At 35.9% G+C, this 25,871-nt stretch carries 20 protein-coding genes; 18 read left to right on the plus strand and 2 right to left on the minus strand.

Features of this window, described 5'->3' with window-relative positions; all coding sequences use genetic code 11:
• Positions 1-19 precede the first annotated feature (19 nt).
• On the minus strand, positions 20-739 hold the full coding sequence (locus BN3107_RS05130) for a metallophosphoesterase family protein (RefSeq protein WP_058306551.1): 720 nt from the start codon (positions 737-739) through the stop codon (positions 20-22).
• A 164-nt stretch (positions 740-903) separates the two neighbouring features.
• Here BN3107_RS05130 and BN3107_RS05135 point away from each other — a divergent pair, with 164 nt between their 5' ends.
• From BN3107_RS05135 to BN3107_RS05170, 8 genes are all read left to right on the plus strand, one after another.
• Positions 904-1,347 (plus strand): DUF5392 family protein, encoded by a 444-nt coding sequence (locus BN3107_RS05135; RefSeq protein WP_058306552.1) that lies wholly within the window; start codon positions 904-906, stop codon positions 1,345-1,347.
• Positions 1,348-1,942: 595 nt separating this feature from the next.
• Positions 1,943-3,082: an IS200/IS605 family element RNA-guided endonuclease TnpB gene (tnpB, locus tag BN3107_RS05140; protein ID WP_058306553.1), complete on the plus strand. Its 1,140-nt coding sequence runs from the start codon at positions 1,943-1,945 to the stop codon at positions 3,080-3,082.
• Between the two features lie 238 nt (positions 3,083-3,320).
• Complete coding sequence (locus tag BN3107_RS05145; RefSeq protein ID WP_148434672.1) at positions 3,321-4,391, plus strand: LPXTG cell wall anchor domain-containing protein; 1,071 nt, start codon at positions 3,321-3,323, stop codon at positions 4,389-4,391.
• Between the two features lie 206 nt (positions 4,392-4,597).
• Positions 4,598-5,056: a YveK family protein gene (locus BN3107_RS05150; protein WP_058306555.1), complete on the plus strand. Its 459-nt coding sequence runs from the start codon at positions 4,598-4,600 to the stop codon at positions 5,054-5,056.
• Between the two features lie 68 nt (positions 5,057-5,124).
• Positions 5,125-6,243 (plus strand): glycosyltransferase, encoded by a 1,119-nt coding sequence (locus BN3107_RS05155; RefSeq protein WP_058306556.1) that lies wholly within the window; start codon positions 5,125-5,127, stop codon positions 6,241-6,243.
• A gap of 77 nt (positions 6,244-6,320) precedes the next feature.
• Positions 6,321-6,656 (plus strand): helix-turn-helix domain-containing protein, encoded by a 336-nt coding sequence (locus tag BN3107_RS05160; protein ID WP_058306557.1) that lies wholly within the window; start codon positions 6,321-6,323, stop codon positions 6,654-6,656.
• Positions 6,657-6,692: 36 nt separating this feature from the next.
• Positions 6,693-7,778, plus strand: a complete 1,086-nt coding sequence (locus BN3107_RS05165; protein ID WP_058306558.1) for a glycosyltransferase family protein — start codon at positions 6,693-6,695, stop codon at positions 7,776-7,778.
• 251 nt (positions 7,779-8,029) lie between these two features.
• A complete protein-coding gene (locus BN3107_RS05170; RefSeq protein ID WP_058306559.1) occupies positions 8,030-8,707 on the plus strand; it encodes a response regulator in 678 nt (225 codons plus the stop codon).
• A gap of 82 nt (positions 8,708-8,789) precedes the next feature.
• On the opposite strand, the gene BN3107_RS05175 is transcribed toward BN3107_RS05170, so the two are convergent.
• Complete coding sequence (locus BN3107_RS05175) at positions 8,790-9,554, minus strand: helix-turn-helix domain-containing protein (protein ID WP_058306560.1); 765 nt, start codon at positions 9,552-9,554, stop codon at positions 8,790-8,792.
• Between the two features lie 374 nt (positions 9,555-9,928).
• Here BN3107_RS05175 and BN3107_RS05180 point away from each other — a divergent pair, with 374 nt between their 5' ends.
• The 10 genes from BN3107_RS05180 (at position 9,929) to BN3107_RS20090 (ending at position 25,656) form a co-directional block, all read left to right on the plus strand.
• A complete protein-coding gene (locus BN3107_RS05180; protein ID WP_058306561.1) occupies positions 9,929-10,648 on the plus strand; it encodes a ThuA domain-containing protein in 720 nt (239 codons plus the stop codon).
• 20 nt (positions 10,649-10,668) lie between these two features.
• Positions 10,669-11,694: a Gfo/Idh/MocA family protein gene (locus BN3107_RS05185; RefSeq protein WP_058306562.1), complete on the plus strand. Its 1,026-nt coding sequence runs from the start codon at positions 10,669-10,671 to the stop codon at positions 11,692-11,694.
• Between the two features lie 21 nt (positions 11,695-11,715).
• Positions 11,716-12,684, plus strand: coding sequence for a sugar phosphate isomerase/epimerase family protein (locus tag BN3107_RS05190; protein ID WP_058306563.1), 969 nt, complete (start codon positions 11,716-11,718; stop codon positions 12,682-12,684).
• Between the two features lie 15 nt (positions 12,685-12,699).
• Positions 12,700-13,740, plus strand: a complete 1,041-nt coding sequence (locus BN3107_RS05195) for a Gfo/Idh/MocA family protein (protein WP_058306564.1) — start codon at positions 12,700-12,702, stop codon at positions 13,738-13,740.
• A gap of 302 nt (positions 13,741-14,042) precedes the next feature.
• A complete protein-coding gene (locus tag BN3107_RS05200; protein ID WP_058306565.1) occupies positions 14,043-14,804 on the plus strand; it encodes a sugar phosphate isomerase/epimerase family protein in 762 nt (253 codons plus the stop codon).
• Between the two features lie 324 nt (positions 14,805-15,128).
• Complete coding sequence (locus tag BN3107_RS05205) at positions 15,129-16,472, plus strand: GH1 family beta-glucosidase (protein WP_058306566.1); 1,344 nt, start codon at positions 15,129-15,131, stop codon at positions 16,470-16,472.
• 118 nt (positions 16,473-16,590) lie between these two features.
• The gene (locus tag BN3107_RS05210; RefSeq protein ID WP_058306567.1) at positions 16,591-17,484 is read left to right on the plus strand and encodes a LysR family transcriptional regulator; all 894 of its coding nucleotides are present in this window, start codon (positions 16,591-16,593) and stop codon (positions 17,482-17,484) included.
• Positions 17,485-17,668: 184 nt separating this feature from the next.
• Positions 17,669-18,184 carry an acyl-CoA thioesterase gene (locus BN3107_RS05215; RefSeq protein ID WP_058306568.1) on the plus strand — a complete coding sequence of 172 codons (516 nt, stop codon included), beginning with the start codon at positions 17,669-17,671 and terminating at the stop codon, positions 18,182-18,184.
• Positions 18,185-18,196: 12 nt separating this feature from the next.
• Complete coding sequence (locus BN3107_RS05220; RefSeq protein WP_058306569.1) at positions 18,197-18,568, plus strand: hypothetical protein; 372 nt, start codon at positions 18,197-18,199, stop codon at positions 18,566-18,568.
• A gap of 278 nt (positions 18,569-18,846) precedes the next feature.
• Positions 18,847-25,656 carry an immunoglobulin-like domain-containing protein gene (locus BN3107_RS20090; RefSeq protein WP_082631234.1) on the plus strand — a complete coding sequence of 2,270 codons (6,810 nt, stop codon included), beginning with the start codon at positions 18,847-18,849 and terminating at the stop codon, positions 25,654-25,656.
• Positions 25,657-25,871: the final 215 nt, after the last annotated feature.

A 25,871-nucleotide genomic window follows, 5' to 3' on the forward strand; every position in this document is an offset into this window, starting at 1 on the left:
ACAGTTTTTTTTTGAGAAGTTAATTTCGTCCTGAACGAATAATGTTTTGCATCTTCTCTATATTTGGATAATCTACATCTACATACTGTTGACATACTTTTTCTATATCATAAGATAATCGTACATGACTAGTCTGGATTTGACCTTCCGTAATGTCTACCAATACGTACGATGCTTTAGCTATTCCATCAAATGGTAGGCCGACACTACCTAAGTTGACGATGGTTTTCCCTTCAATCGTCCGTTGATAGGCTTTATGGATGTGACCATATAAATAAAGGTCTGCTTCTTGCTTTTGTGTCAGTTTTCCAAGTAGATCATTGTCCGACACATTCGGTAAGACAACATCAAATAAACTATCAGGGGTGGCGTGAAAAGCATGAATTTTAATGCCATCAGCTTCAAACGAAAGCTCTGAAGGTAATTCCTCTAAATAAGCTACTTGATCTTCAGTTAATTGATTTTTTGTCCATTGCTGTTCTTTTTGCATGACGTCTATCGCTTGATTCGGCACTTCGCCTTCACGAACGCCTCGTACTACCCACTGATCTGCATTGCCTTTAATGACGTCTGTAGTTAAGGAACGAATCAGATCAATTGATTTAGCTGGTTCTGGCCCTCGGTAAGCAATATCCCCGAGCAAAACAATCCGATCTACTTGCTTTGTTTTAATATCTTCGATTACTTTTTCAAGTGCTTCGGCATTTCCGTGAATATCTGAAAGAAATGCTATTCTCATGTGAACACCTCCACCTTTATGATAAAGTATGATACTTTTCAAAAGCAAAGATTTTGACGTTCTCTTTTCATCAAACATATAATATAGGTATAGTAAGAATAAATTTTTAATTGGTTTTCAAACTATGTGATATGGGAATAACTCTAAATAAGGAGGTTTTCAATATGTTTTCTTTTATCTCTAAAGAATTACCGTCATTTATGAAATTAGAATTAGAAAAGTTGTTTCAGAAAATTAATCCATTAATCAAGAAGAATACAAAATATATGATGTTTGCCGTTCCATTACTATTTATCTCGCTTTTTAACTTAATCTTTTTCTTATTCTTTGGTGGTTTCTCCAATGGAATGTTTGCAATTGCAGTAGTCTATGCGCTCATGGCAGCAGTTGGTTTAGCCTTATATAAAGAATCGAAACATATAAAAAGGAAAATAAAAGAGTTAGAGATGGAGCATATGGTAACGAGAATTAAAAAAAGTGATGTCATTAACGATTATAAGAAAAAGGATTACATTTCCTTAATTAAATCGCAACCGCGAATGGGAATCCATACGTTTATGAACTTCTTAACAGAAGAAAATGATCGAAAAAAAATGATGGAAGATTAAAGACGCTTGGAGAAAAGAATTGTGTCATTAAGAAATCCAAACGATTCGAATATATTTCGATCGTTTGGATTTCTTTGCGTAGTAGGAAGAAACTGCGCAATTACAGATGTGTATGTATTAGCCAAAGTGATAATTTTGAAATGTATTGTATGATAAACATGCGCTCGCTCCGGCTGCCCACGGAAAGAGAAGCGGACAAGCCGTAGCGATTGCTAAGCAGATACATCATGTCAAAATTTCCAAATCAATTGTTGCACAGTTTTCTGATATTACGCCATAATAGATATGGCATCGTTCGTGTTAAAAGTTAAAAAAGACTTTTATGTCTGAGCTTCTTTTTTGCTAGGAGTACTTGATGACATGGCTTGCGCAAACTAGTGCCTTCAGTCGTGAGTAAGCAAGCTTCGGTTGAGGCATCGTTTTAACGATGCTTATCAACCGACACGCTTTTCACATAAAAGAAAGATAATATAGGTTACGAACGTGCGTTTGTGATAAAAAGATGTTATACTATGGTAGAGGAACTTTTCTGTAGGAGCTAATCATGAAGAATGAGCGTACATTCATCATCTGAAAAAGAATGGAGGAGAAGACGGTGCTACGACACAAAGTCTATAAATATAGAATCTATCCAACCAACGAACAAGCGATTCTGATCATGAAGACAATTGGCTGTTCCAGATTTGTCTATAATCATTTTTTGGATCAATGGAATATGTCCTATGCAGATACGGGAAAAGGACTAACGTATTCCGCATGTTCCAAGTTGTTAACCGATTTAAAAAGACAACCTGATACAGAATGGCTTCGTGAAGTAGACAAGTTTTCTCTTCAAAATGCGCTTCGAAACCTCGCAGATTCTTTCACACGTTTTTTCTCCCACCAAAATGATAAGCCACATTTTAAAAGCAAAAAGAATCCTATTCAAAGTTATACGACACACTTCACGAATAACAACATTGCTATTTTAGACAAGTCGATTAAATTACCCAAACTTGGTTTCGTCAAATGTGCAAAAAGTCAAGAACCTCAAGGACGTATTGTCAAAGCAACCATTCGCAAACAGGCTAGTGGTCGTTTTTTTGTGTCGATTCTTTGCGAAGAAGACATCCACGAATTACCCAAAACAGATTCGGCAATAGGGCTGGACCTAGGCATCACAGATTTCGCAGTTTTTTCGGATGGACATAAAGTAGACAATCATCGGTTTACAACCAAAATGGAAGCGAAACTAAAACGTGAGCAGCGAAAATTGTCCAGACGAGCATTAGTCGCTAAAAAGAACGGTGTTAGCCTACTGGAAGCGAAAAACTATCAAAAACAAAAACGAAAAGTGGCCTGCTTACATGAAAAAGTAACAAATCAACGCAACGACTTTCTAAATAAGCTCTCCACAGCAATCATCAAAAACCACGATGTGATCTGTATGGAAGACTTACACACAAAAGGTATGTTGCGTAATCACAAACTAGCGAAAAGTATCTCAGACGTATCCTGGTCTAGCTTTGTTGCGAAATTACAGTACAAAGCGGAATGGTATGGTCGTGCCATCATCAAGGTGGATCAATGGTATCCATCTAGTCAAATCTGTTCTGAATGTGGTCATCGAGATGGCAAGAAATCACTCGGCATACGTAAGTGGATGTGTCCTGCTTGTCATGCCCATCATGACCGTGATATCAATGCGAGTAATAATATACGAAATGAAGGTCTAAGACTCTATACATTGGAATAATCAAGAAAACGAAGAACCGTAGGAACTACGGGGCTAGCTTGGTAAATAAGAGAAACCGCTGCTTAGTGGACAAAAAATGAGCAAGTAGACTCTCTTCCCAAGAATCTAGTGATTTTAGTCATGAGAGGTTCAAAGTGATTATGAATTTATCAAAGATTTAAGTAATGGCAGGTATCTTGTAAAAACAATAACAGGTGACCAGATAGCATCAAACAAAACTACATTGACCATTGAAGGAGTGACCTATGATAGTATCAATTCTGCAAGTGGTGAATTTGCGGAGTTTGAAACATTTGTTGCTGTCGAAGATGGACAATTAAATGTAGAAATAGCAGAACGAATAAATGGCTTAGAACTTTACTATGTTGGTGAATTATTGGAAACGGAAGCGTTAACACAATTAATTTCAGAAGCAAAAGGATATTCAAATGATGAGAATGTATTCACAGAAGAATCTTTTGAAATGTTAGCTTCCGCCATAACAGAAGCAGAAAACGCACTTGAATCATCAAACGAACAACAAGAAATTGATCAAGCATACACAAATTTAGAACATGCAATTTCACAATTAGAAGAGCCGGAGGAACCAGAAGAACCAGAAGAACCAAATCATCCAATACTAGATAATATTAATCAAACTAAAAAGTCCAATAATGTATATATTTACGAACAAGAAGGAAATACATTTACGATTCAAAATGGTGTCATCAATCAAATGGAAGAAGGCACATTTATTCAGTTATCGAATGGAAAGGTGAAAGCCTTTTTACCTGTTTCCTTGTTACAGTTAGGTGAAGAAATAGTGTTTAGCTTTGAAGAAGTAGAATCATCTGTTTACCAGGATGCGTTATCAGCTATTTTTGAATTTACACTGTTGATTGATGGAGAGATTGTAACAGAATTCAATGAGACACCGATTACATTAGCCTTCGATGTAAACAAAGAAGATATATCAGACGAAGATTTATTAAGACTCGTGTATATAAATGATAATAATGAAAATATTGAATTTTTGGAAGGTAAGTACAAGGAAGATAAACATGAATTTTCGGCGAAGGTCACTCATTTTAGCAAATATGGTGTATTTGAAATAGCGTCAGATGAAACAGAAAATGATGATGACCCAACCGACGACAACACAGAAGAAGTTAATGATGAGAGTTCTGGAGATGATGGATCAGAAAATAAGGATACTTCTTTACCTGATACGGCAACAAATATGTTTAATTTATTTGTTTTCGGTATATTGTTACTTGCATTAGGTGGTGGAATTGTCTATTTCTATCGAAAAAAAGCAGAAAAAGAATAGTTTAGAAAAAGGGTGAGTGAATGCTCACCCTCCTTTTTACCAAAATTCAGTTGACAAGCCTTTAAACTCATGAGATTATATATTTATGTTCTTTATAAAGGAATTTATGTTCTTTATATTATATTTTTGCACTAATATATTAAATTACCTCTCGTAATACCAAGAGTTCGAAATTATTGTTCGTTATAATGAAAAAGGTGAACCTTATGCAAAAGCACGTCAAGAAAGCAAATAGTAGATCAAATTTTATTAAGCGAAGTATTTTTACATTACTTGCTGTTCTCACCATTTTAGCGGCAGGAAGTCTTCTATATTATCAAGCTGACAAAGCCCTTTTTCAAACTTCGACACAAGTGGTTGTTGAGACCGATTCAGAAAGGTTGACGACATTAGTGACGATGATTGGCGATGACAGCATTATGGAAAAAATAATCAAGGAATTGCAACTACCCTATTCCAAAAAAAGTTTGAGTAGAAATTTAAATATCCAAAGGGTAGATGATTCTCAGGTTATTCGAATATCTGTAGTCGATACAGAACCGGATCGAGCTGTTTTGATTGCAAACACAACGGCGAGAATTATTCGCAATGAATTCACTGAAACATTAGGGATACAAAATATAAGTCAACTAGTTGAAGCTAAATCTTATAAAGAGTATCACTAATACTATTTCAATAAATCATTCCCGCCTTTTGTTTTTTAGAATTTATAGAAAGAAAGAGGAGGATTAACTTGGAAAGTGCTTTAAGAATATTACATGTTGTCAGAAAGATGAATCATGGTGAAATAGGAACCATGCTAATGAACGTCTATCGCAATCTAGACACAAGTAAGGTGCAATTTGATTTCTTAACCAATGAGGAAGGCGATTACGATGAGGAAATTCGTACGATGGGAGGTCATCTTTATCGTATTCCTTATATTAATGAGGTAGGAGCACAAGGTTATCAAAATGCCTTAAGACATTTTTTTAAAGGACATCGATTTTATATTGTAATGCATGCTCATTTAGATAAAATGAGTGTTTTTTCTCTCAAAGCTGCTAAAAGAGTTGGCATACCTGTTAGGGTTGCTCACAGTCATAATACAGGTACTGAAGAAACGGGAAAGGAAAAACTCCTTCAAAATATAGCAGGTTCATTTATTTCCTTATATGCTACTCATTATTTTGCCTGTTCAACGGAAGCTGCAAAGTGGCTATTCAAAACGAAAGCTAAAAATGCTGAAATTATGTATAACGCTATTGAATTAGAACGTTTTTGTTATTCGCAATCAGTAAGAGAACAGGTGAGAGAAGATTTACATATTAGTGAAAAGGAATTTCTAATTGGCCACATCGGTCCTTTTTCACCTCAAAAAAATCATGATTACTTAATTGAATTGTTTGTAGGATTTCGAAGAAGAATTCCACAAGCTAAGTTAATTTTAATAGGTGATGGTCCGTTACAGCAAGAAATTGAAGCAAAGATTAAACAATATCATATAGTTGAACACGTAGTTTCTTTAAGTGGTAAGGAAGATACCGAACGATGGATGCAAGCATTTGATTTATTGGTGTATCCATCGCTGCATGAAGGATTACCAATGACATTAATTGAAGCACAGAGTGCAGGCTTACCTATACTTGCCTCAGATCGCATTCCAAAAGAGGTCGATTTAGGTGCCAATTTGATAGAGTTTATCCGATTAGACGATAAATCTGAATGGTTAGCAAAGATGTATAAAGCATATGAGAAAAAATATCGAAATCCAGTAGATGCAGAAGTATTAATGAATAAGGGTTACGATGTAAAAAAAGTAGCACATCAAACAGAGCAAAAATATTTACAACTTAGGGATGATGGAATATGAGTTTAATCTTTTTTTACACCTATCACTACTAGACATAGTAAATTAAATAGAATTTCGATAGGATTTGAGGTTTTTACATGATAGGGACAAATATTAATCGAATCAGAAGAGCAAAAAATTTAACACTGTCTGAATTGGCAGAACGAGCAGGTGTTTCAAAATCATATTTAAGTAATATTGAAAGAAACCTAAACGACAATCCTTCCATTCAAATTGTTGAAAAAATTGCAGAAGTACTAAAAGTGGAAGTCGTAACATTATTAGGAGCGGAAAATGAACCGATTATTACAAATAATGAATGGACTGAATTTATTAGTGAGTTAAAAGAATTAGGCATTACCAAACCTGATATTGACGAATATAGAGTAATTTTCGAATTTATAAAATGGAAAAACAAACAAGATCAACAATAACGAGTCTGACTATATGACAGAGAGGATGACAAAATCATGAAAAAGCAAAATAGAATGCTATTTATTATCGATCCAGTAGATCCTATTTTGACAATAGAACATCAATTATTCCTTATTCATCGTCATATGTCGAAGGATACGATTATTGACATAAAACTATTAGAAGACAACAAAACCTTCACAACTTTATTGCCCGAACCGGTTAGATTATTGCCACCTATTACAGATAGGATCACAGAAGTTATAAAGAACATTAATCAAAAAAAGAACTGGTTTTTCAAGGTGGAAAATCATCCAATCCCAACTCGTATTCGAAATGCTTATTATAATTATCCAGCTATTGTTGAAATTTATTGGAAAAAAATAAAATCAGAAATCCACCACCCACATACATATTATGAAACTGCCATCAGTTTCTCGTCCGGACTTGCTTCCTATTATTTACGTGATAAGGTTAATGCAGGTCGAAAAATTTACTATTTCCCTATAAGACTTTTCTCTAATGCATATCAACCTATCTTAAATAGGCTACAAAAAAACGATTTTATATACGTAGGTTCACAGTCGATGTACAGTGAAATGGTGGCTAACAGTTCGTTTAATGTAAAATATTATACAGACCCATTTTATAAAGCGTCTTTAATTAAAATGAGAAAACGGAATCATATTCGTTTTCAACCAAATCAACAATTGAGGATACTTTCTGTCAACGGACCACCTTGTCACCGACATATCGAAGCGTTTATACACCTTTGTAAGAAGTTAAAGTATAGGAATGCTAATTTTATATGGTATTTTTATGGGGAAATAAAGAGTGAACAAAAAATACGTTCTTACATGAAGCAACTAAATTTAGAAAAGAACGTACAGTTCATTAGAGAGGAAGCGAATTTACTCCTGTATTTACTGGGAATTGATATTTATGTGGAATGGGAGAAGCAATCATCGATCTATTTTGAAGCAGAATTACTCAACAAACCGATTATCAATCTAAAAAGATCTATAAAGTATGAAAAACAAACTTTAATGAATGAGTTGTATTCGATCTTAAAAATAGCAGATCAACTACTGTTTGTTCAAAAAGATAATTTCCAATCATTTAGAAAAAAATATCTCGAATAAAAGATATTTTTATTTTGCTAATCATGTATGGTAATTTATGTGAAATAGTATGTTATATAGGAATAGAAAACTACACAGTATTTGAATTCAATTAGTAAATAACAGAATAAAAATTAAAAAATAGTAAATTAAAACTAAAATGTTCTTTAAAACGAATGAAAAATACGTTATAATAAAATTAGAAGGTAGGAGTAAACGTAATTTATTTGATAATTACAATAAATAAATTAGGAAATGAGGAGGAACAATAAATGACTAAACATACCGTAGTAGTAGCAGAATCGCAAACACTTTTTCGTGACATGATCACAAGCTTTGTTGAAGATATGGAAGAATTTCGTGTGATAGGGACTTTAAAGAATGGGCAAGAAGTCATCAATTTTATTAAAGAAAAAGAAGTTAGACCATACTTAGTATTATTAGATATACATATGCCAATAATGGATGGGCTTGAATGTGCGAAACAGTTAAAGGAAATTTATCCTAATATCAAAGTGGTATTACTTTCTGCTTATGATGATGAAGAGTCGATTGAAACGGTATTGACTGTATCTGCAGATGGCTATATATTAAAAAGTTCTGGTCTCGAAGAATTTAAAAACACGCTACGTTTTATCATAGACGGGAAATTTGTAGCACCTCAAAGACTTGTTCAATCTTTTTCCGAACGATTAGAATCATTGCTGAAAATTGAAAGAGAGAGTTCTTTACATTTTATTAAAGAACATTTTAATAATCGAAAAGATTTAAATAATAGAGAATGGCAAATTATTCAACTAATGAAAAAAGGTTGGACGAATCGGATGATTGCCGAGCACTTAGGTATTAGTGAAGGTACTGTCAAAAATTATTTATCGATCATCTATAAGAAATTACAAATCAAAAATCGTGTTGCTCTATTACAGATGCTATCAGATATGACAGGATAGTTTATCGATCCTATCCATGTTTGAACGGGGTGTGGGCCAGAATTTCGTTGCGTCTGTCCACATCCCCTTTTTTTCTTACTCGTCAAACCTTTTTTCGATAAGAACTAGGCGAGACACCAAATTTATTTTTAAAGACGCGATGAAAATAGGAATAAGAACCGAAGCCGCAATTATGTGAAATATTCTCCAGTGTCATCGTTGTATATTTCATTTGGTTGATGGCGGCTGATATCCTAATAGATTGTGCATACTCAATAATGGTCATGTGAACATGCTCTTTAAAAATGTGTACACATCTTGAAACACTTAGGTTTGACAGATTTGCAATGTCTTGTACTTGGAAACCTTGCTTTGTAGCATTTTCTTCTATGTATCTCATCATTTTGGTTACAACATATGGTCGATATATCGTTGACGTTTTCTTATCTAAAGATCTTTCTAGTGAAACACAGAGTGCACTTAGCAAATATTGGGTAAGTTCACTGTTTCTTTCTTTTTGTGGTCGTCGTCCCTCAATGATTAAATGATGCCACAAATCTAACACAGTATCTTCTAGCGTAATATTTGCTAAAGTTGGTGCTTGATGGAAGCGAGTATCAATCCATTCACCTTCACAATACAAATGAAAATCTCCGCTTTGTTGGCCATCTTCAACATATAATTCATATGTTTCTCCTGGTTTTATAATGAGCAAATCTCCTTTTTCGACTATATGTATTTTATCATTCACTTTTACTTGAGACCGTCCTTCAGTCTGTAACCGAAATAAGTAGGAAGCAAATCGAGATTGGTGTGAAGTGTGAAAAAGACTATCATGATAGGAATAGCCACAAAAATCTATTCTCATAAGAAAAACCTCCTAATAAATCATCACGTTGTAATCGTCCATAAAACCCCACTTCAAGAGTCGAGCGACAGAAAAGAAGCTAAGTGGGGGATAAACGGACGCTAACTTCCTGATAAGTTTCGCTAGCAATCAGTAGGAGTTCAAAACTCTTACTAATTGAAGTTTCATTTTATAATAATAGCAAAATAGTTCATGTTTTGATTATATCATTTATGTTCATTGAATTCATCATCCTTTAATATAATAGATAGTTGTATTGCGTATGTAAGTGCTGACAATACATAAGAATTGAGGATCTAAATAAAGAATGTAACTCTTGATTCCTAAAAGATTAAGTAAATAGGATAACTAGATAAGGGAGGAAGAGCGTTTTTATGAACGTTTTAATTTGGAATGAACACAGACATGAAAAGCAAAATGAAGATGTAGCCAAAATTTATCCAAAAGGTATTCATGGAGCTATTAAAGAATTTGTAGAGACAGACGATATCCATGTAGAAACCGCAACATTAGATGAACCTGATCACGGCATTACCGATGAAATACTGGCAAAAACAGATGTAATGCTATGGTGGGGGCATTTAGCACATCATGAAGTAGCAGATGAAATTGTCGAAAAAGTACATCAACGTGTGTTAGAAGGTATGGGATTAATCGTATTACATTCCGGTCATTTCTCGAAAATTTTCCAAAAACTTATGGGAACGGGCTGTGACTTAAAATGGCGTGAAGCAGATGAAAAAGAAAGAATGTGGGTCGTTAATCCTTCGCATCCAATAGCAGAAGGAATTGGAGAGTACATTGAAATTGAAAAAGAAGAAATGTATGGAGAGCATTTTGATATACCTGCCCCAGATGAACTTGTTCTTGTAAGCTGGTTCGAAGGTGGAGAAGTTTTTCGTTCAGGCTGTACGTTTCGTCGTGGTCATGGGAAAATCTTTTATTTCCGTCCAGGTCATGAGGCATATCCTACCTATTACCATAAAGATGTTCAAAAAGTCATACAAAATGCTGTCCGTTGGGCTAAGCCGACAAACAGAACATTCTCGAGTTATGGCAATGCAAAACCATTAGAAGATATTAAAGCTAAATAATATAAGAGGAGTGAGTAATAATGAGTAAATTAAAAGTAGCAGTTATTGGTTGTGGGAGCATCGCAATCAACCGCCATTTACCGGAATATAAAGCAAATAAACATGTGGAAATTGTAGCCGTTTGTGATGTTTTAGAAGAACGTGCTCAGTTAACTGGTTCAGAGTATAACGCACCAGCCTATACCGATTATAAAAAAGCTATAACAGAATCTGATGCAGATTTAGTAAGTGTATGCTTACCAAATTATTTACATGCACCCGTATCGATTTTTGCAGCAGAACAAGGAAAACATGTGCTATGTGAAAAACCGATGGCAACTTCAGAAAAAGAAGCTCAAGATATGATCGCAGCAAGTGAGAAAGCTGGTAAAAAGTTAATGATTGCACATAACCAACGCTTTGTACCTAGTCACGAAAAAGCAAAACAAATGATTGCTGCAGGAGAGTTAGGCAAATTATATAGTTTCCGTACTACTTTTGGTCATGGTGGTCCAGAAGGTTGGAGTATCGATGGAAAAGATAGCTGGTTTTTCCGTAAAGAAGAAGCTTTTATTGGTGCATTAGGTGATTTAGGTGTCCATAAAGCGGATATGATTCGATATATTTTAGGCGAAGAGTTTACGGAAGTAGCTTCGATGATCGAATCATCTGCGAAAGAAAATAGTGATGTCGATGATCAGGCAGTAACTATTTTACGTAGTCAGACAGGTATTATCGGAACGTTAACCGCTAGTTGGGCTTATAAAGGTGGAGAAGACAATTCTACTGTCATTTATGGTGAAAAAGGTAACTTGCGTCTTGAAGATGATCCGAACTACAGTTTAATCGCAAGTTTTACGGATGGCACAAAAGTAAATTATGAATTAGGTAAAATTCAAACCAATGATAGTGATGGTCAAACATCGTCTGGAGTGGTTGATCATTTTGTTGATTGCGTACTTCATGATCGCAAGCCATTAATTGATGGAACAGAAGGTTATAAATCTTTAAAAATAATTCTAGCAGCATTAGAATCGAATCAAACAAAGAAAAATGTTTCACTATAAGTTTTACGAGGAGGCATATATATGAAGTTAGGTGTTTTCACAGTACTATTCGCAGACAAAAACTTTGAAGAAATGCTTGATCATGTCAAAGCGAGCGGTTTAGATGCCGTAGAAATAGGAACCGGTGGTTATCCAGGTGATGCCCATTGTAAAATAGATGAACTTTTAAATGACGCATCAAAACGAGATGCATATTTAAAAGCAGTAGCAGACCGAGGTTTAACGATTAGTGCTTTCAGCTGTCACGGTAATCCATTAACACCAGATCAGGCATTTGCTGAAGAAAGTGACGAAATCTTGCGAAAAACCATTGAATTAGCAGGTTTAACAGGTGTGCCAGTTGTCAATTGTTTCTCAGGGACACCAGGAGATCAAGAAAATGCTAAAGCTCCGAACTGGCCTGTAGCACCTTGGCCGAATGAATTCGCTGAAGTACTAGATTGGCAATGGGAAGAAAAGCTTGTACCTTACTGGAAAGAGATCGGTGAAATAGCTGAAAAACATAAGGTGAAGATTGGTATTGAGTTGCACGCAGGCTTTTTAGTGCATACGCCATATACTATGTTAAAGTTACGTGAAAAAACGAGTCCAGCAATTGGTGCAAATCTTGATCCTAGTCATCTGTGGTGGCAAGGGATTGATCCTGTCGCAGCAATCAAGATATTAGGAAAAGAAGATGCCATCCATCATTTTCATGCGAAAGATACCTATATTGATCAGGATAATGTTAACATGTATGGTTTAACCGATATGCAACCATACGGAAATATCCAAACAAGAGCATGGAACTTCAGATCTGTAGGTTGTGGTCACGGTTTAGAGGAATGGTCCAATATGATAAGTGCGTTAAGAACCTATGGTTATGATTATGTCGTAAGTATTGAACATGAAGATCCAATTATGTCAATTAATGAAGGTTTTTCTCGAGCAGTGGATAATTTAAAAGCAGTTAATATTAAAGAGAGTCCAACAGATATGTGGTGGGCATAAGGAAGGACGATGAGGATGACAAAGCTTAGAGTAGGTTTAATTGGTGCAGGAGGAATTGCCACAGATGTGCACCTTCCAGCATATAAAAATATTTCAGAACAAGTTGAAGTTGTTGCAATAGCAGATGTTGCGTATGAACGTGCACAATCAGTAGCAAAAGAGCATGGGATTCCAGAAGCATTTGATAGTTATCAAAGTATGTTAGAAAAAGTAGATTTGGATGCAGTCAGTGTATGTGTACCAAATAAATTTCATAACGAGTCAGCAATTGCAGCTTTAAATGCCGGTTGTCATGTACTGTGTGAAAAACCACCAGCGATGAACCAAGAAGAAGCAATCGAAATGGAAGAAGCAGCAACTAAGTCAGGAAAATTATTAATGTACGGTTTTCATTATCGCTTTCAATCTGAAACTCAAGCCGCTAAACGATTTATTGATGCTGGAGAATTTGGAGAAATTTACGCTGGACGTGTTCAAGCGATAAGAAGAAGAGGTATTCCTGGATGGGGAGTATTTACCAATAAGGAATTACAAGGTGGAGGCCCACTAATTGATATTGGTGTCCATATGTTAGATACGGCACTTTATCTAATGGGTTATCCTGAACCAGAAGTCGTTTTAGGGCAAACACACCAACAAATAGGTACAAAAAAAGGTGTAGGCTTACTTGGTGAATGGGATTATCAAAACTATACGGTCGAGGATATGGCTGTTGGGATGATCACTTTTAAAAATGGTGCCTCACTTGTACTGGAATCTGCTTTCGCAGCCAATGTAGAAAAACGTGATACCATGCAGGTTTCCTTAATGGGCAATAAAGGTGGCGCAGATATTTTTCCACTGAAGATGTACCAGGAAAAACATGATACATTAATTGATCTTACACCTGCATATTTACCACAAATAAATGCACATGAAACAGAGATCCATACATTTGTAAAAGATTGTCTAGAAGGCAATATAACCGATAACTTTGCCAAACAAGGAACTAACATCCAAAAAATTATCGACGGACTCTACCAATCCGCCCAAACAGGCAAAGCAGTTAATTTATAAGACAGATCAATTAAATTTAAGTCCGTATAGATACAACTCTTCACGGGAATTGAGGTGCTGTTAACGGGAATTATGGTTCGCTTGACGGGAATTATGCTTTTTTCCCGTGAAGCCGAAGATAATTCACGTTAAGAAGAAGAGGATTCCAGTGAAGAGAGATTGAATTCCCGTCAAGCGTGTGTAGATTCCCGTGAAGAGGAAAATTCTACGGAGCTTATAATTATCACGAGTTAGCAGCATGTGTTTAATAAGCAGAAGCATGGAAAATATAACAATATTAGATCGAGGAGAGTGAAAAATTAATGGGAAAGATTGCGATTCAATTATATTCAGTTCGTGAACATACGACAAAGGACTTTTTAGTTACACTCCGAAAGTTAGGTGACATGGGCTATGAAGCGGTACAATTTGCCGGATTTTTTGATACGCCAGCAGAAGAATTGAAGCAAGTTATGGATCAATCTGGTTTAGTTGCTGCAGGTAGTCATATGCCTTTTGCTAGTTTAACAGGTGATCAACTAGAGTCTTCCTTAACATACAACCGTACGATCGGAAATGATTTAATTATCTGTCCGATCTTGCCTGATGAATATCGACAAGATGAAGGTGCTTATTACCGAGCAGCCGAAGAATTAAATGAAATTGGTCGTAAATGTAAGGAAAATGGTTTTACATTTGCTTATCATAATCACGACATGGAATTTTTTGATTTAGGCAATGGCAAAAGAGGTTTTGATATTTTATTTGAAGAGACAGACCGAGAATATGTGAAAATGGAACTAGATTGTTATTGGGCTACACATGCTGGAGTAGATCCATTACAAACGATAAAAAGCTATGATGATTTAGTAGTATCCTTACACATTAAAGATATGACAATAGAGAATGGTGAAAAAAGAAGTATTGAAATTGGAAAAGGTACGTTAGATATTGAAACATTATGGCAGACTGGTGAAGCAGTAGGCGTAGACTGGTATGTTATAGAGCAAGAGCATTTTGATGGCGATCCTTTAGATAGTTCGAAAGAGAATGTTGTTAATTTGAAAAAATTGATTAATTCTTAAATATTATTTTTTGAAGTACTTCCCTATATCTCCAACCTTTATGTAGCATGGGTTGGTAAGGTATAGGGTTTTTGTTTTTTTATAGGATAATAGAAAAAGTTGATGTTTTTATGATAACGATTCATTTATTTTATGTTATAATGAAACCGGTATCCTTTAATGTTAGTTGATATACAGGAGTACATAGTAAAAACACAATCGAAAGCGTTGCAAAAGTGAATAAACTATATTATTTTAACATTAAACGGAAACCGATTTCCTTCTTCGTGAAGTTAATACTTTCAGCAATTTTAATTAAACTATAGATTTTGGAGGGGTTTTAAAATGGCAATTATACAATTTCCGAAAGATATGAAATGGGGAACTGCAACAGCTTCCTATCAAATAGAAGGAGCTACAAGTGAAGGTGGTCGAGGTGTATCGATTTGGGATACATTTTCTAAAACACCTGGAAATGTCGTCAATGGTGATAACGGAGATGTAGCATGTGATAGTTATCATCGCTATGAAGAAGACGTAGAAATCATGAAAGAACTTGGAATTGATGTCTACCGCTTTTCGGTAGCATGGCCGAGAATTTTTCCGAATGGAACAGGTGAAGTAAATCAAGAAGGTTTGGATTATTATCATCGCTTAGTCGATAAGTTATTGGAAGCAGGTATTGAGCCTATGTGTACGCTCTATCACTGGGATCTTCCCCAAGCTTTGCAAGATAAAGGTGGATGGAATAACCGTGAAACGATCGATGCTTTTGTAAACTATGCAGAAGTAATGTTTAAAGAATTTTCGGGTAAAATTAAACAATGGCTGACTCTAAACGAGCCATGGTGTATCTCTTTTTTATCGAATTTTATCGGGATTCATGCACCAGGCAATCAAGACTTGCAATTAGCAACACAAATTTCTCACCATTTACTTGTGGCTCACGGTAAAACAGTGAAAAAATTTCGTGAATTAGGATTCGATGGACAGATCGGTTTTGCACCGAATACCACTTGGTTAGAGCCATACAGTAATCGTCAGGAAGATATTGATGCATGTAATCGCGAAATCGGCTGGTATATTGAATGGTTTATGGACCCTGTTTTCAAAGGAACATATCCACAATTTTTAGTAGATTGGTTTAAGAAAAAAGGAGTGGAATTAGATATTCAAGAGGGTGATATGGAGATTATCAATCAGCCTGTTGATTTCCTTGGAATAAATTATTATACAGGTCATATTGCCCGCTATAAAGAAAATGAGGGTCTTCTTGACTGGGAAATGGTGGAAATGAATTATGAGCGAACAGATATTGGTTGGCCGATTTTCCCTGAAGGGTTTTATAATGTATTAATGCGCATTAAAGATAGTTACGGTGATATCCCGATCTATATTACTGAAAATGGATCCTGTTATAATGACGAACCGGAAAATGGACGTGTAAAAGATGCAGGTCGTATTAATTATCTACAACAACATTTAACAGCTTTAAGCCGTGCTATTGCTTCTGGTGTAAATGTAAAAGGGTATATCACTTGGTCATTAATGGATAACTTTGAATGGGCAGAAGGATATACTATGCGATTTGGAATTGTTCACGTCAACTACAGAACACTAGAACGCACGAAAAAAGATAGCTACTATTGGTTTAAACAAACGATTGATAATAATTGGTTTGAAAAATAAATTCAAAAAACAGGGTTGCGAAGGCAGCTCTGTTTTTTTATGTGTAATTATAAACTAAACAGATACACAACATCTATGGTAAAATTGGTCATTATATGATAACAAGGGGGGGACGAGTGTGGATTTTAAACATCTCCAGTACTTTCTGGAAGTAACAAACACAGAAAACTTTACACAAGCAGCCGAAAATTTATATATTACACAGCCTGCACTCAGTAGAATCATTAAAGCATTGGAAGATGAGTTAGGTGTTCCTCTTTTTATTCGATCTCGTAAAAAAATTCAGTTGACAGATGCCGGAATGGTGCTTCGCAAACATGCTTCAACCATTGTTAGCCAGTTACATCTACTTGATGATGAAATGGATCAACTGCGAACTATTAAAACAGGTCATATTCGTATTGGCCTTCCAACTGTAGTGAATTCTTTCTTTTTTTCAAAATTGATTGCGGAGTTTCATGATTTATATCCTGGAGTAACATTTCAATTAGAGGAATATGGATCAAAAATAATAGAAGAAAAATTGACGAATGGGGAATTAGATTGTGGCGTATCGGTATTAACCAACCAGCACCCATCGTTTGATTATTATACTTTTGTCGAAGATACGTTGAATTTAGTAGTGGCAGAAAACCATTTATTAGCAAAAAAACAAGAGATTAAAATAGAAAATCTTAAAGATGAGTCTTTTATTATGTTCAATCAAGACTTTGAATCACGAAACATTATTATTAATGCATGTAAAAAAGCAGGGTTCACTCCTAAGATTGTTTCTGAAACCTCTCAAATTGATTTCTTAGAAGAAATGGTTGCTACACGTTTAGGTGTTACCTTATTACCGAGTAGCACGAGTAAGGAACTGACCAAAAATATAAAAAGTATTCCCATACATAATCCAAAAATCACATGGAGTCTTGCGTTTATTTGGAAAAAAGATACTTATCTTTCTCAAACAAATAAACAATTTATCAATTTTACTAAAGAAAAATTAATTACACATAATGCAACCTAAACTTACCGAGAGAAAACGGTGAGTTTTTTTTGTAAGAAAAAAATTAAACTGAATTCGTTTCCATTCAATTTGCTTATCTTAAGCATACGATATTCGTATTGTACTTCAACTGACCTGAGGGATTATAATTTATAGGTGGCAGGATTGGTAGAGAAAATGGTTATTTTTTAGGGGTGACAATATAATGGAAACAAAAAAGATGAAAGACACTAGAGTAGTACAAACAGATCAAGTGTTAATAAATGATTTAAACAACTATCACTCACTTTTTGGTGGGGTTTTAATGAAGAAGATGGATGCTTGTGCGACCCTATCGGCTAGAAGACACTCACGTATTAAAGAATGTGTAACAGCATCCACAGATTCCGTACATTTCATTGCACCTATTCGCCAGACAGATTCCGTTTGTATTGAATCGTTTGTTACGTATTCTGGAAAAAGTTCAATGGAGATTTTTTGTAAAGTCATTGCAGAAGATTTAGAAACAGGCAACAGAAGGCATGCAGCTACTGCCTTTTTTACATTTGTAGCAATTGGGCCAGATAAAAAGCCGGCACATGTACCGAAAGTAATTCCTGAGTCTAAAGAAGAAAAATATTTATATGAGACAAGCAGTGAACGAGTTAAAATTAGAGATATAAAGAGAAAACAAAGCAAAGAATTAATCTCTAATATATCATTAGATAAACCTTGGGATTAAAGGAGAGATTGTATGATTATATCTACTAATGTTCAAGAATTACAGAATGTCCAAAAAGCAGTTGAAAGGTTGCGAATGGAGCGACCAGCACAATTTCAACAATTTAAAAATATAATAGAATTGACTCGTCAATTACAATATGGTTTTCAATATTTAGGTTGTTTATTAATGGATGAAAGCATTAGCGAATTTCAGCCTAAAGTCGAGGATAGTTATGTTCAATCCATTTTTCAACGAGAAGTAAATGAACTTAAAAAGGCACATGCATTTGATCAAGTAAGAGAATTATTAGCTAAGTATAAAGATGTAAGTTATGACCACATTTGTAAAATAGTTTTAGGAAAAGAGTTAGATATGTTAGTTGGACCAACGGTAGTTAGATAATTGTAAAAGATGAAATCCAAACGAACAGGTTCGTTTGGATTTTATGCATATTTAAATAGTTTTTATTGTAAAGCATTCGCTTAGGTTGACTACTCTGCTTCTTACGATGTTTTCCAGAAAGTAAAAATAGACGTAAAAAAAGTAAAAAAAATGATAATAACAAAATTATTAGTGTGTAATAATGAAAGCGCATTCATAATAGGGAGGTGTGATCTGTTTCCATCAAGAACTACATAAATGACATTCAGTCTAATATCATAGGAGGGAATATATAACTCATGGTTATAAAAAGTAACTTAGGAAGAATCGTTGGCCTCTTTGTCATAACTGTATTAGTGGTAGGACTTGTTTCTTTTCTTAGTACTCCACAATCTCAAGCAGAAGAGATAACAAAAACAATTACGATTGATGGTGATGATGTTGATCCATACAATCGTTTTAAAGGTTTTGGGACTGTTTCCGGGAACAATACCTCTCGATTATTACTAGATTACAAGGAAGAACATCCAGATAAATATTGGGAAATTATGAATCAGTTATTTAATAAAGAAACAGGCGCTGGCTTAGCTCACGTAAAAGTAGAGTTAGGTGGCGATATTAATTCGTCCTCTGGAACAGAACCTGCGACAATGAGATATTCGGATGAACCTGCGAATGTTTTGCGAGGTGCGGGGTTCCAATTTGCCGCTGATGCTAAGTCAATTAACGAGGATATTACCACTGAAATTTTGCGTTGGGGTGAGCCACGGTGGTCTTGGGAAGGCGCCGAAAATGGTGATTACGAGAATCGTTACCAGTGGTATAAACAAACAATTGATGCAGTCTATGAAGAATATGGATTTAAGTTGGATTATGTCGGTATTTCGCAAAACGAACGAGCGATAAATGGCAATAATCGAATTGAAGTCGATTGGCTCAAATATTTTACCTCAGAGATTAAAAAAGAGCCGAATTATGAAGAAGACTATCAAAATATTAAACTAGTTGCCGCTGATGGTTACAGAGACACTTCTTCGATCAGTCAAGTACTGCTTGATGATGCGGAATTAAGAGATGAAATTGATGTTATAAGCGGTCATTATGATTTAAATGGTTCCAATGAGTTGACACAATTGCAAGACCAATTGATTGATGAGGGAAAAGAACCTAAAGAAGTTTGGGTATCAGAAGGGGTAGCACCGATGATTAATGCTCGTTACCGAGAAAATATGCAGCCGCATTATAAGGGAATTGGTGGAGAAGTTGGTGTTGCTGATGTTATTTCACGAATAATTTCAATTTACTCCTGGACTGGGGAAACAGAGAACCCATTACAGGCAGTGTCCTTCGATTTCCAACCTTCTGTCGCAGCATTTTATCAGGGTGCACAATATAATCCAAAGCATCTTATTAGTGCTTTCGATCCGTGGTCTGGATTTTATGAAGCTGACGCTGGTATACAAGGTGTTCGCCATGTCATGAACTTTGTTGGTTATGACGATCACACGACGACAGAAAATGAGCGCTGGATGTATGTGAATAGTGCGACATATAGTGATGGTGTTGAAGGGGATGGCGGTGTCCGTGTGGATACAAGTACGCACAATTATATGACATTGAAAGATCCAGAAACAGATGATTATACAAGTGTGTTCACTAACAATACAGCAGATACTAGAGTTTATACCATCAATACTGAGAATTTAAGTGGTAAGGAGAATGCTGAAGTATATGTTTGGGAAACACGTGGATCTGATCAAGGACAAAATTATGATGAAAACTGGTTTAAAAACATTCAAACCATTAATCCAGAAGATGGAAGCTACCAGGTGGAAGTAAAACCGTATTCTGTTGTAACGATTTCTACATTGGATCGTCAATCAAAAATTGAAGGATTTGAGTATCAGACTAACTCTGTAAATCTATCAGAGGATACAATCATGTCCCTGCCATATGAAGATGATTTTGAATATGACGAATATGACATAGACGAAAAAGAAAGAGATTACGTAGAACGTCGTGGAGGAACTCCTCGCTATACAACAGATCAAATTGGTGCTTTTGAAGTAGTCACAGAAGCTACTCAACCAGCAGAAAGTGACAGTTTTGAGAGAGTAGAGCGTGATATTCCAAATGCAACTGAACATGGAAATATGCTACAACAAAAAATCAACACTGATATTATTGGAGCAGATTGGTCTGTCTGGGGTGGTGATGACGGATCAGCAGCAGATGTGAACCCTAATACAAATATTGGAGATTTTCGTTGGGTTAATTACAAAGTCTCTTATGATTTCTTATTAGACACAAATACAAATCAAGTCGAGGATCGGGAAAATTATGCATTAATAGGACTCCGTCAAGTGAAAGCAGAATGGTCTGACTCACAAGCTCCTTATAATGCGCGAATACACACAGATGGTAGCTATCAAATTCTCAAACTTGGAAATGTCGTGGAACAGGGCGAAATAGAAAATTTTGATAATACGGTTTGGCATAACCTGGCCTTTGAAGCGAAAGAAAATGTATTTACCCTTTATCTTGATGGTGAGGAAATTGCCTACTATACGGATGAAGCAAAGACAGTAATGGCAGGTAGAGTAACATTAGGCTCAGGTTATTATGAAACACTTATCGATAATTTGCGGATTGAGCCAATCGAAGGTTACCCATACCAATCTTTAAAATTCGATAATGCTCAAGGTCAAAAATATGATACAGAAGAGGCAGCACTAAGCAACAATGATTCATGGAATCCAATTGGATATCTAGGAGATTGGGATTTCTTACAAGCGGGGTATGCCCATTTTAATCGGACGCAGATGAGGACTACTACCGATTTCCCTGTTTGGAACGGTGTAACTGTTGAACATACGGACACCACAACAGAACAAGGAGCTTTAAACAAAGTATTCTATTCTGGTGACTGGGGTTCCAATAGTGGCAATGCTTGGGGCAATGATGGTGATTCATTTGAAATTACCTTTAAAGGTAATGAAATAAGACTTTTTGGCGAAACCAATCCGTCTAACGGGACCGCAGATATTTATTTGGATGGTGAACTAGTAGGGGAAGCGAGTTACTTAAATAATAGTTCCGTTGTCCAAATGGTATGGTCTGCAGAAGATCTGGAACAAGGGGAACATACGCTGAAAGTAGTAGCGAAAGAGAGTTACACAAGTTTTGTTCGAGCGGAGATAGAAACAGACGAACCGATGGAATTTGAAGCTACGACAACCATAGCACCAAATGATTTTACTGCGATTGAAGATGATTCAGAAATAGATGATCACGAAAATACTGTTTATGCCTATCGTGAAAATGGCAACGTATGGGGTGCGAATAGCTCGAATGCGTGGGCGGATTTTAATGATAATCCGTATATCTTAATCCATTTTACCGGAACAGGAATCGATTATCTTGCAGGGACAGGTAATGAAACGACATACCATTTTGAATTGGATGGTGAAAGTGTTGGAAACTTCGATGTTGCAGAGGACGGTGTCAGATATTCAATACGAGACCTAGAAGAAAAACAACATACATTAAAAGTTTCACTGGGAGATAATGAAGTAAAAGAACAGTATATGGATTATCGAGGTGTAACCATTTATAGCACACCAGAAGAAAGTGATAATTCAATTATTTTTGACTTTGAAGGTAGTGGCTTTAATTTATTTGGCGCTACTCCAGATGCTTTAATCGATATCTATATTGATGATCAATTAGTCGAACAAGATTATCGCGTTTATTCGAAAGGTGATAGACAAACATCTTATAGTATTCGTGGTCTTGAAAAGACGAACCATACGGCAAAAATAGTAATAAAAGGTGGCAGCTATATATTAGATGGTATTGATATCATTACAGATAGTAGTCCGGCAGATGATGACCCAGATAATTCTGACGGAGATGATGATAATCAAGATGGAGATACGGATGTAGATCAGTTAATAGCACACTATGACATGAGTTATGCAGATGGAAAATTAACAGATGTAACAGAAAATGGATTTGATGCACCATTAGTTGGGTTTGAACAAGAAGATTTTCTAGAAGAAGCGGATTTCACTGCACTGAACTTTAAGGGTGACGACTCTCAATATGTGAAATTACCAGCTGGTTTAATAGATGATGAGACCTTTACAATTGAAACAACTTTCCATACTGATACCGGTGCCAATCATTGGCTATATAGTATTGGAACAATAGAAGGTAATTGGCCAAATGTAAACAACTATATATTCTTAAACCCAAATCAAGCGAATGAAACAGTAAGATTTGGAATTAAAGATGCAGAAACAGAAATATTATTTCAGAATGCCAGTATCAATGAAGGAGAATATAACACTTTTACTGCAACCTTTGAAGAAGGAAGTATATCACTTTATCTAAACGGTCTACCAGTAGGTTCGCTTGAGCATGATTATTCTGTTCAGGAAATATTGGAAGCAGGAGTAGAAGATGAGGCTGATTATATTGGCTATATCGGCAAATCTTTGTACAATCCTGATCCCGCTTTTATTGGGAAATTGAAAGATTTTAAAATATATAATTATGCATTATCTTCAGAAGAAATAACAGGTGTTAGCGATCAAGAGATTGTTGAACTTGCGAAATCTCAATTAGTATTACCTGAAGAAGTGAGCGAAGATGTCTCGCTTCCGAATGAAGTAGATGTTGATGGGTTAACAGCAAATGTTACTTGGGAATCGAGTGATTCAGAGCTAATCTCCAATGATGGTACGGTTAAACGCCCATCGTATGAGGAGGGAAATCAGGAGGTAGTAGTGACGGCGACTATTTCAAAAGGTGAAAGTTCTGTTACGAAAGAATTTACGATCACCGTAAAAAGTATGTCTGCTGATAACGAGCTTATCAGAGAAGCTCTGAGTGCTTTAAAAGTTCCGAATATAAATGATGTCCGTGGTCATTTGACTCTGCCAACAGAAGGTGAAAATGGAACAAGTATCAGTTGGAGCTCAGAAGATGCTGATGTGATTACCACAACAGGTGAGGTGACACGTCCTGCTTACGGAGAAGGGGATGTAGATATTACACTAACTGCAACCGTATCACTAAATGACCAAGAAATGACGAAAAAATTTGTAGCAAAAGTAAAAGAAATGCCAGAAGAAAAAGATTATAAGGGCTACCTATTTAGCTATTTTACAGGTGAAGGTACAGCAAACGGCGAGCAAATTTACTTTGCACTAAGTGAAGGAAATGATCCACTTCATTGGCAACAACTTAATAATGGTGAGCCGGCAATTACCTCCAAATTGGGAGAACAAGGCCTAAGAGACCCGTTTATTATTCGCTCACCTGAAGGCGATAAATTTTATATGATTGCTACTGATTTAAAAATCCATGGAAATGGTGATTGGGGTCGTGCCCAGACATCAGGTAGCAAATCAATTATGGTTTGGGAATCAACTGATTTAGTAAATTGGTCAGAGCAAAGATTAGTTGAAGTCGCACCAACAGAAGCGGGTAATACATGGGCTCCTGAAATATTTTACGATAAAACGATTGGTAAATATGTGATTTTTTGGGCTTCGAAATTGTATGACAGTGAAGAAGACAGAAATTCAGGAGACAGCTACCAACGAATGATGTACACGACGACAAGAGATTTCCACACGTTTAGTGAGCCTGAGGTTTATCTGGATTATGGCTACTCGATCATTGATACAACAATGGTGGCGCATGATGATAAGATCTATCGATTTACGAAAGATGAACGCAGTTTTAACGAGGATAGTGCTCCTAATGGGAAATTTATTTTCCAAGAGGTTGGAGACTCCGTGTTGGATCCTGACTTCGAAATGATTACAGAAGGTATTGGAAAAGGTACGATTAGTCAAGGAGAAGGACCAGCGATCTTTAAATCAAATACAGAAGAGAAATGGTATTTGTTTATCGATGAATTCGGTGGCCGAGGATATGTACCTTTTGAAACAACGGACTTAGATTCCGGTGAATGGACATTATCAGAAGATTATGATTTACCAAGTAGTCCGCGTCATGGAACGGTGTTACCAGTAACACAAGAAGAATATGATGCCTTACTTGCTAATGTTCCAACAGAAATAGAAGATAGCACGGACATCCCTGTTGCGGGTATTACTGTTTATCAGGATACTGTTGAGTTAAAAATCAATGAAGAAACAACGATCAATGCAACGATCGAACCGGAAGATGCTACAAATCAAGAGGTTTGGTTTAGCAGTAACAATGAAGAGGTTGCGACAGTATCACAAGATGGACTGGTTAAAGCAGTAGGTGAAGGAGAAGCTGTCATATCAGTTACAACTGCTGATGGAGGATTTACGGCGACGGTTGAAATAACGGTAATTGATGACTCCGACAATGAGACCCCAGAAGAGGACCAAGAGTTAGAACTAGGGAAAAGTCATGAAGTAATAGCAGGAGTTAACTATATCATTAGTGGAACAAGTGCCCAAATAAAGATGCCAAAAGATTTACCAGAAGGCACTACATTAGTGGTTGAATCTAAAGAGATATCCGATACCAGTGAGCAAGACATAACATCTGCTGGTGAAGCTTATACTTTCACATTTGATTATCCAGAAGAAGCGGAAGAACCAGCGGAGAACTTTATCTTAGTGTTAGGATACGAAACAGGTGCAGATACAGATAAACTAGCCATCTATTATTACAATGAAGAAACAAATGAGTGGGAGCACCGCGGTGGAGAGGTCGATGAAACGAACCAAGTGATTCGTCTTGAGGTGCGACACTTTTCAACTTATGGCGTTTTCGCTGAGGTAGAAGAAGAGGATCCTCATGAAGAGGAACCATCTGATCCTCCGACAAATGGTGAACCTGAGTCTCCAAATGAGGAGGAACAACCAAATGATGAACAAGGAAGTACAACTGATGACGAAAAAGGATCAAATGAAGATGATACAGATAATGAGACTAAGACACCAGCAAACGACAATAATAATCAAGGAAATCAAAAAGCATCAGATGAGAAATTACCAAATACCGCGACAAATATAGCAAACTATCTATTAATCAGTTTCATTCTCTTAATTATTGGAGCAGTAATGTTTATGAGAGTTAGAAAAAGCAGTAAATAATAGTTAGTTAGTCTACTATGAGATTAAGCTTCACGGGATAATACCTTTGCTAGACGGGATAATTCTGATGCTTCACGGGAAACATCCTTTTCTTAACGGGATATCAAGACTTATCCTGTCAAGAAGGAAACATATCCCGTGAAGCTATCCAGTTATCCAGTCTAGATCACTACATTTCCCGTGAAGTTAATTTTTTTCTGAAAAGTGTAATCTCA

Origin of the sequence: Gracilibacillus massiliensis, from assembly GCF_001458115.1 — a bacterium.
Lineage (GTDB): Bacteria > Bacillota > Bacilli > Bacillales > Amphibacillaceae > Gracilibacillus > Gracilibacillus massiliensis.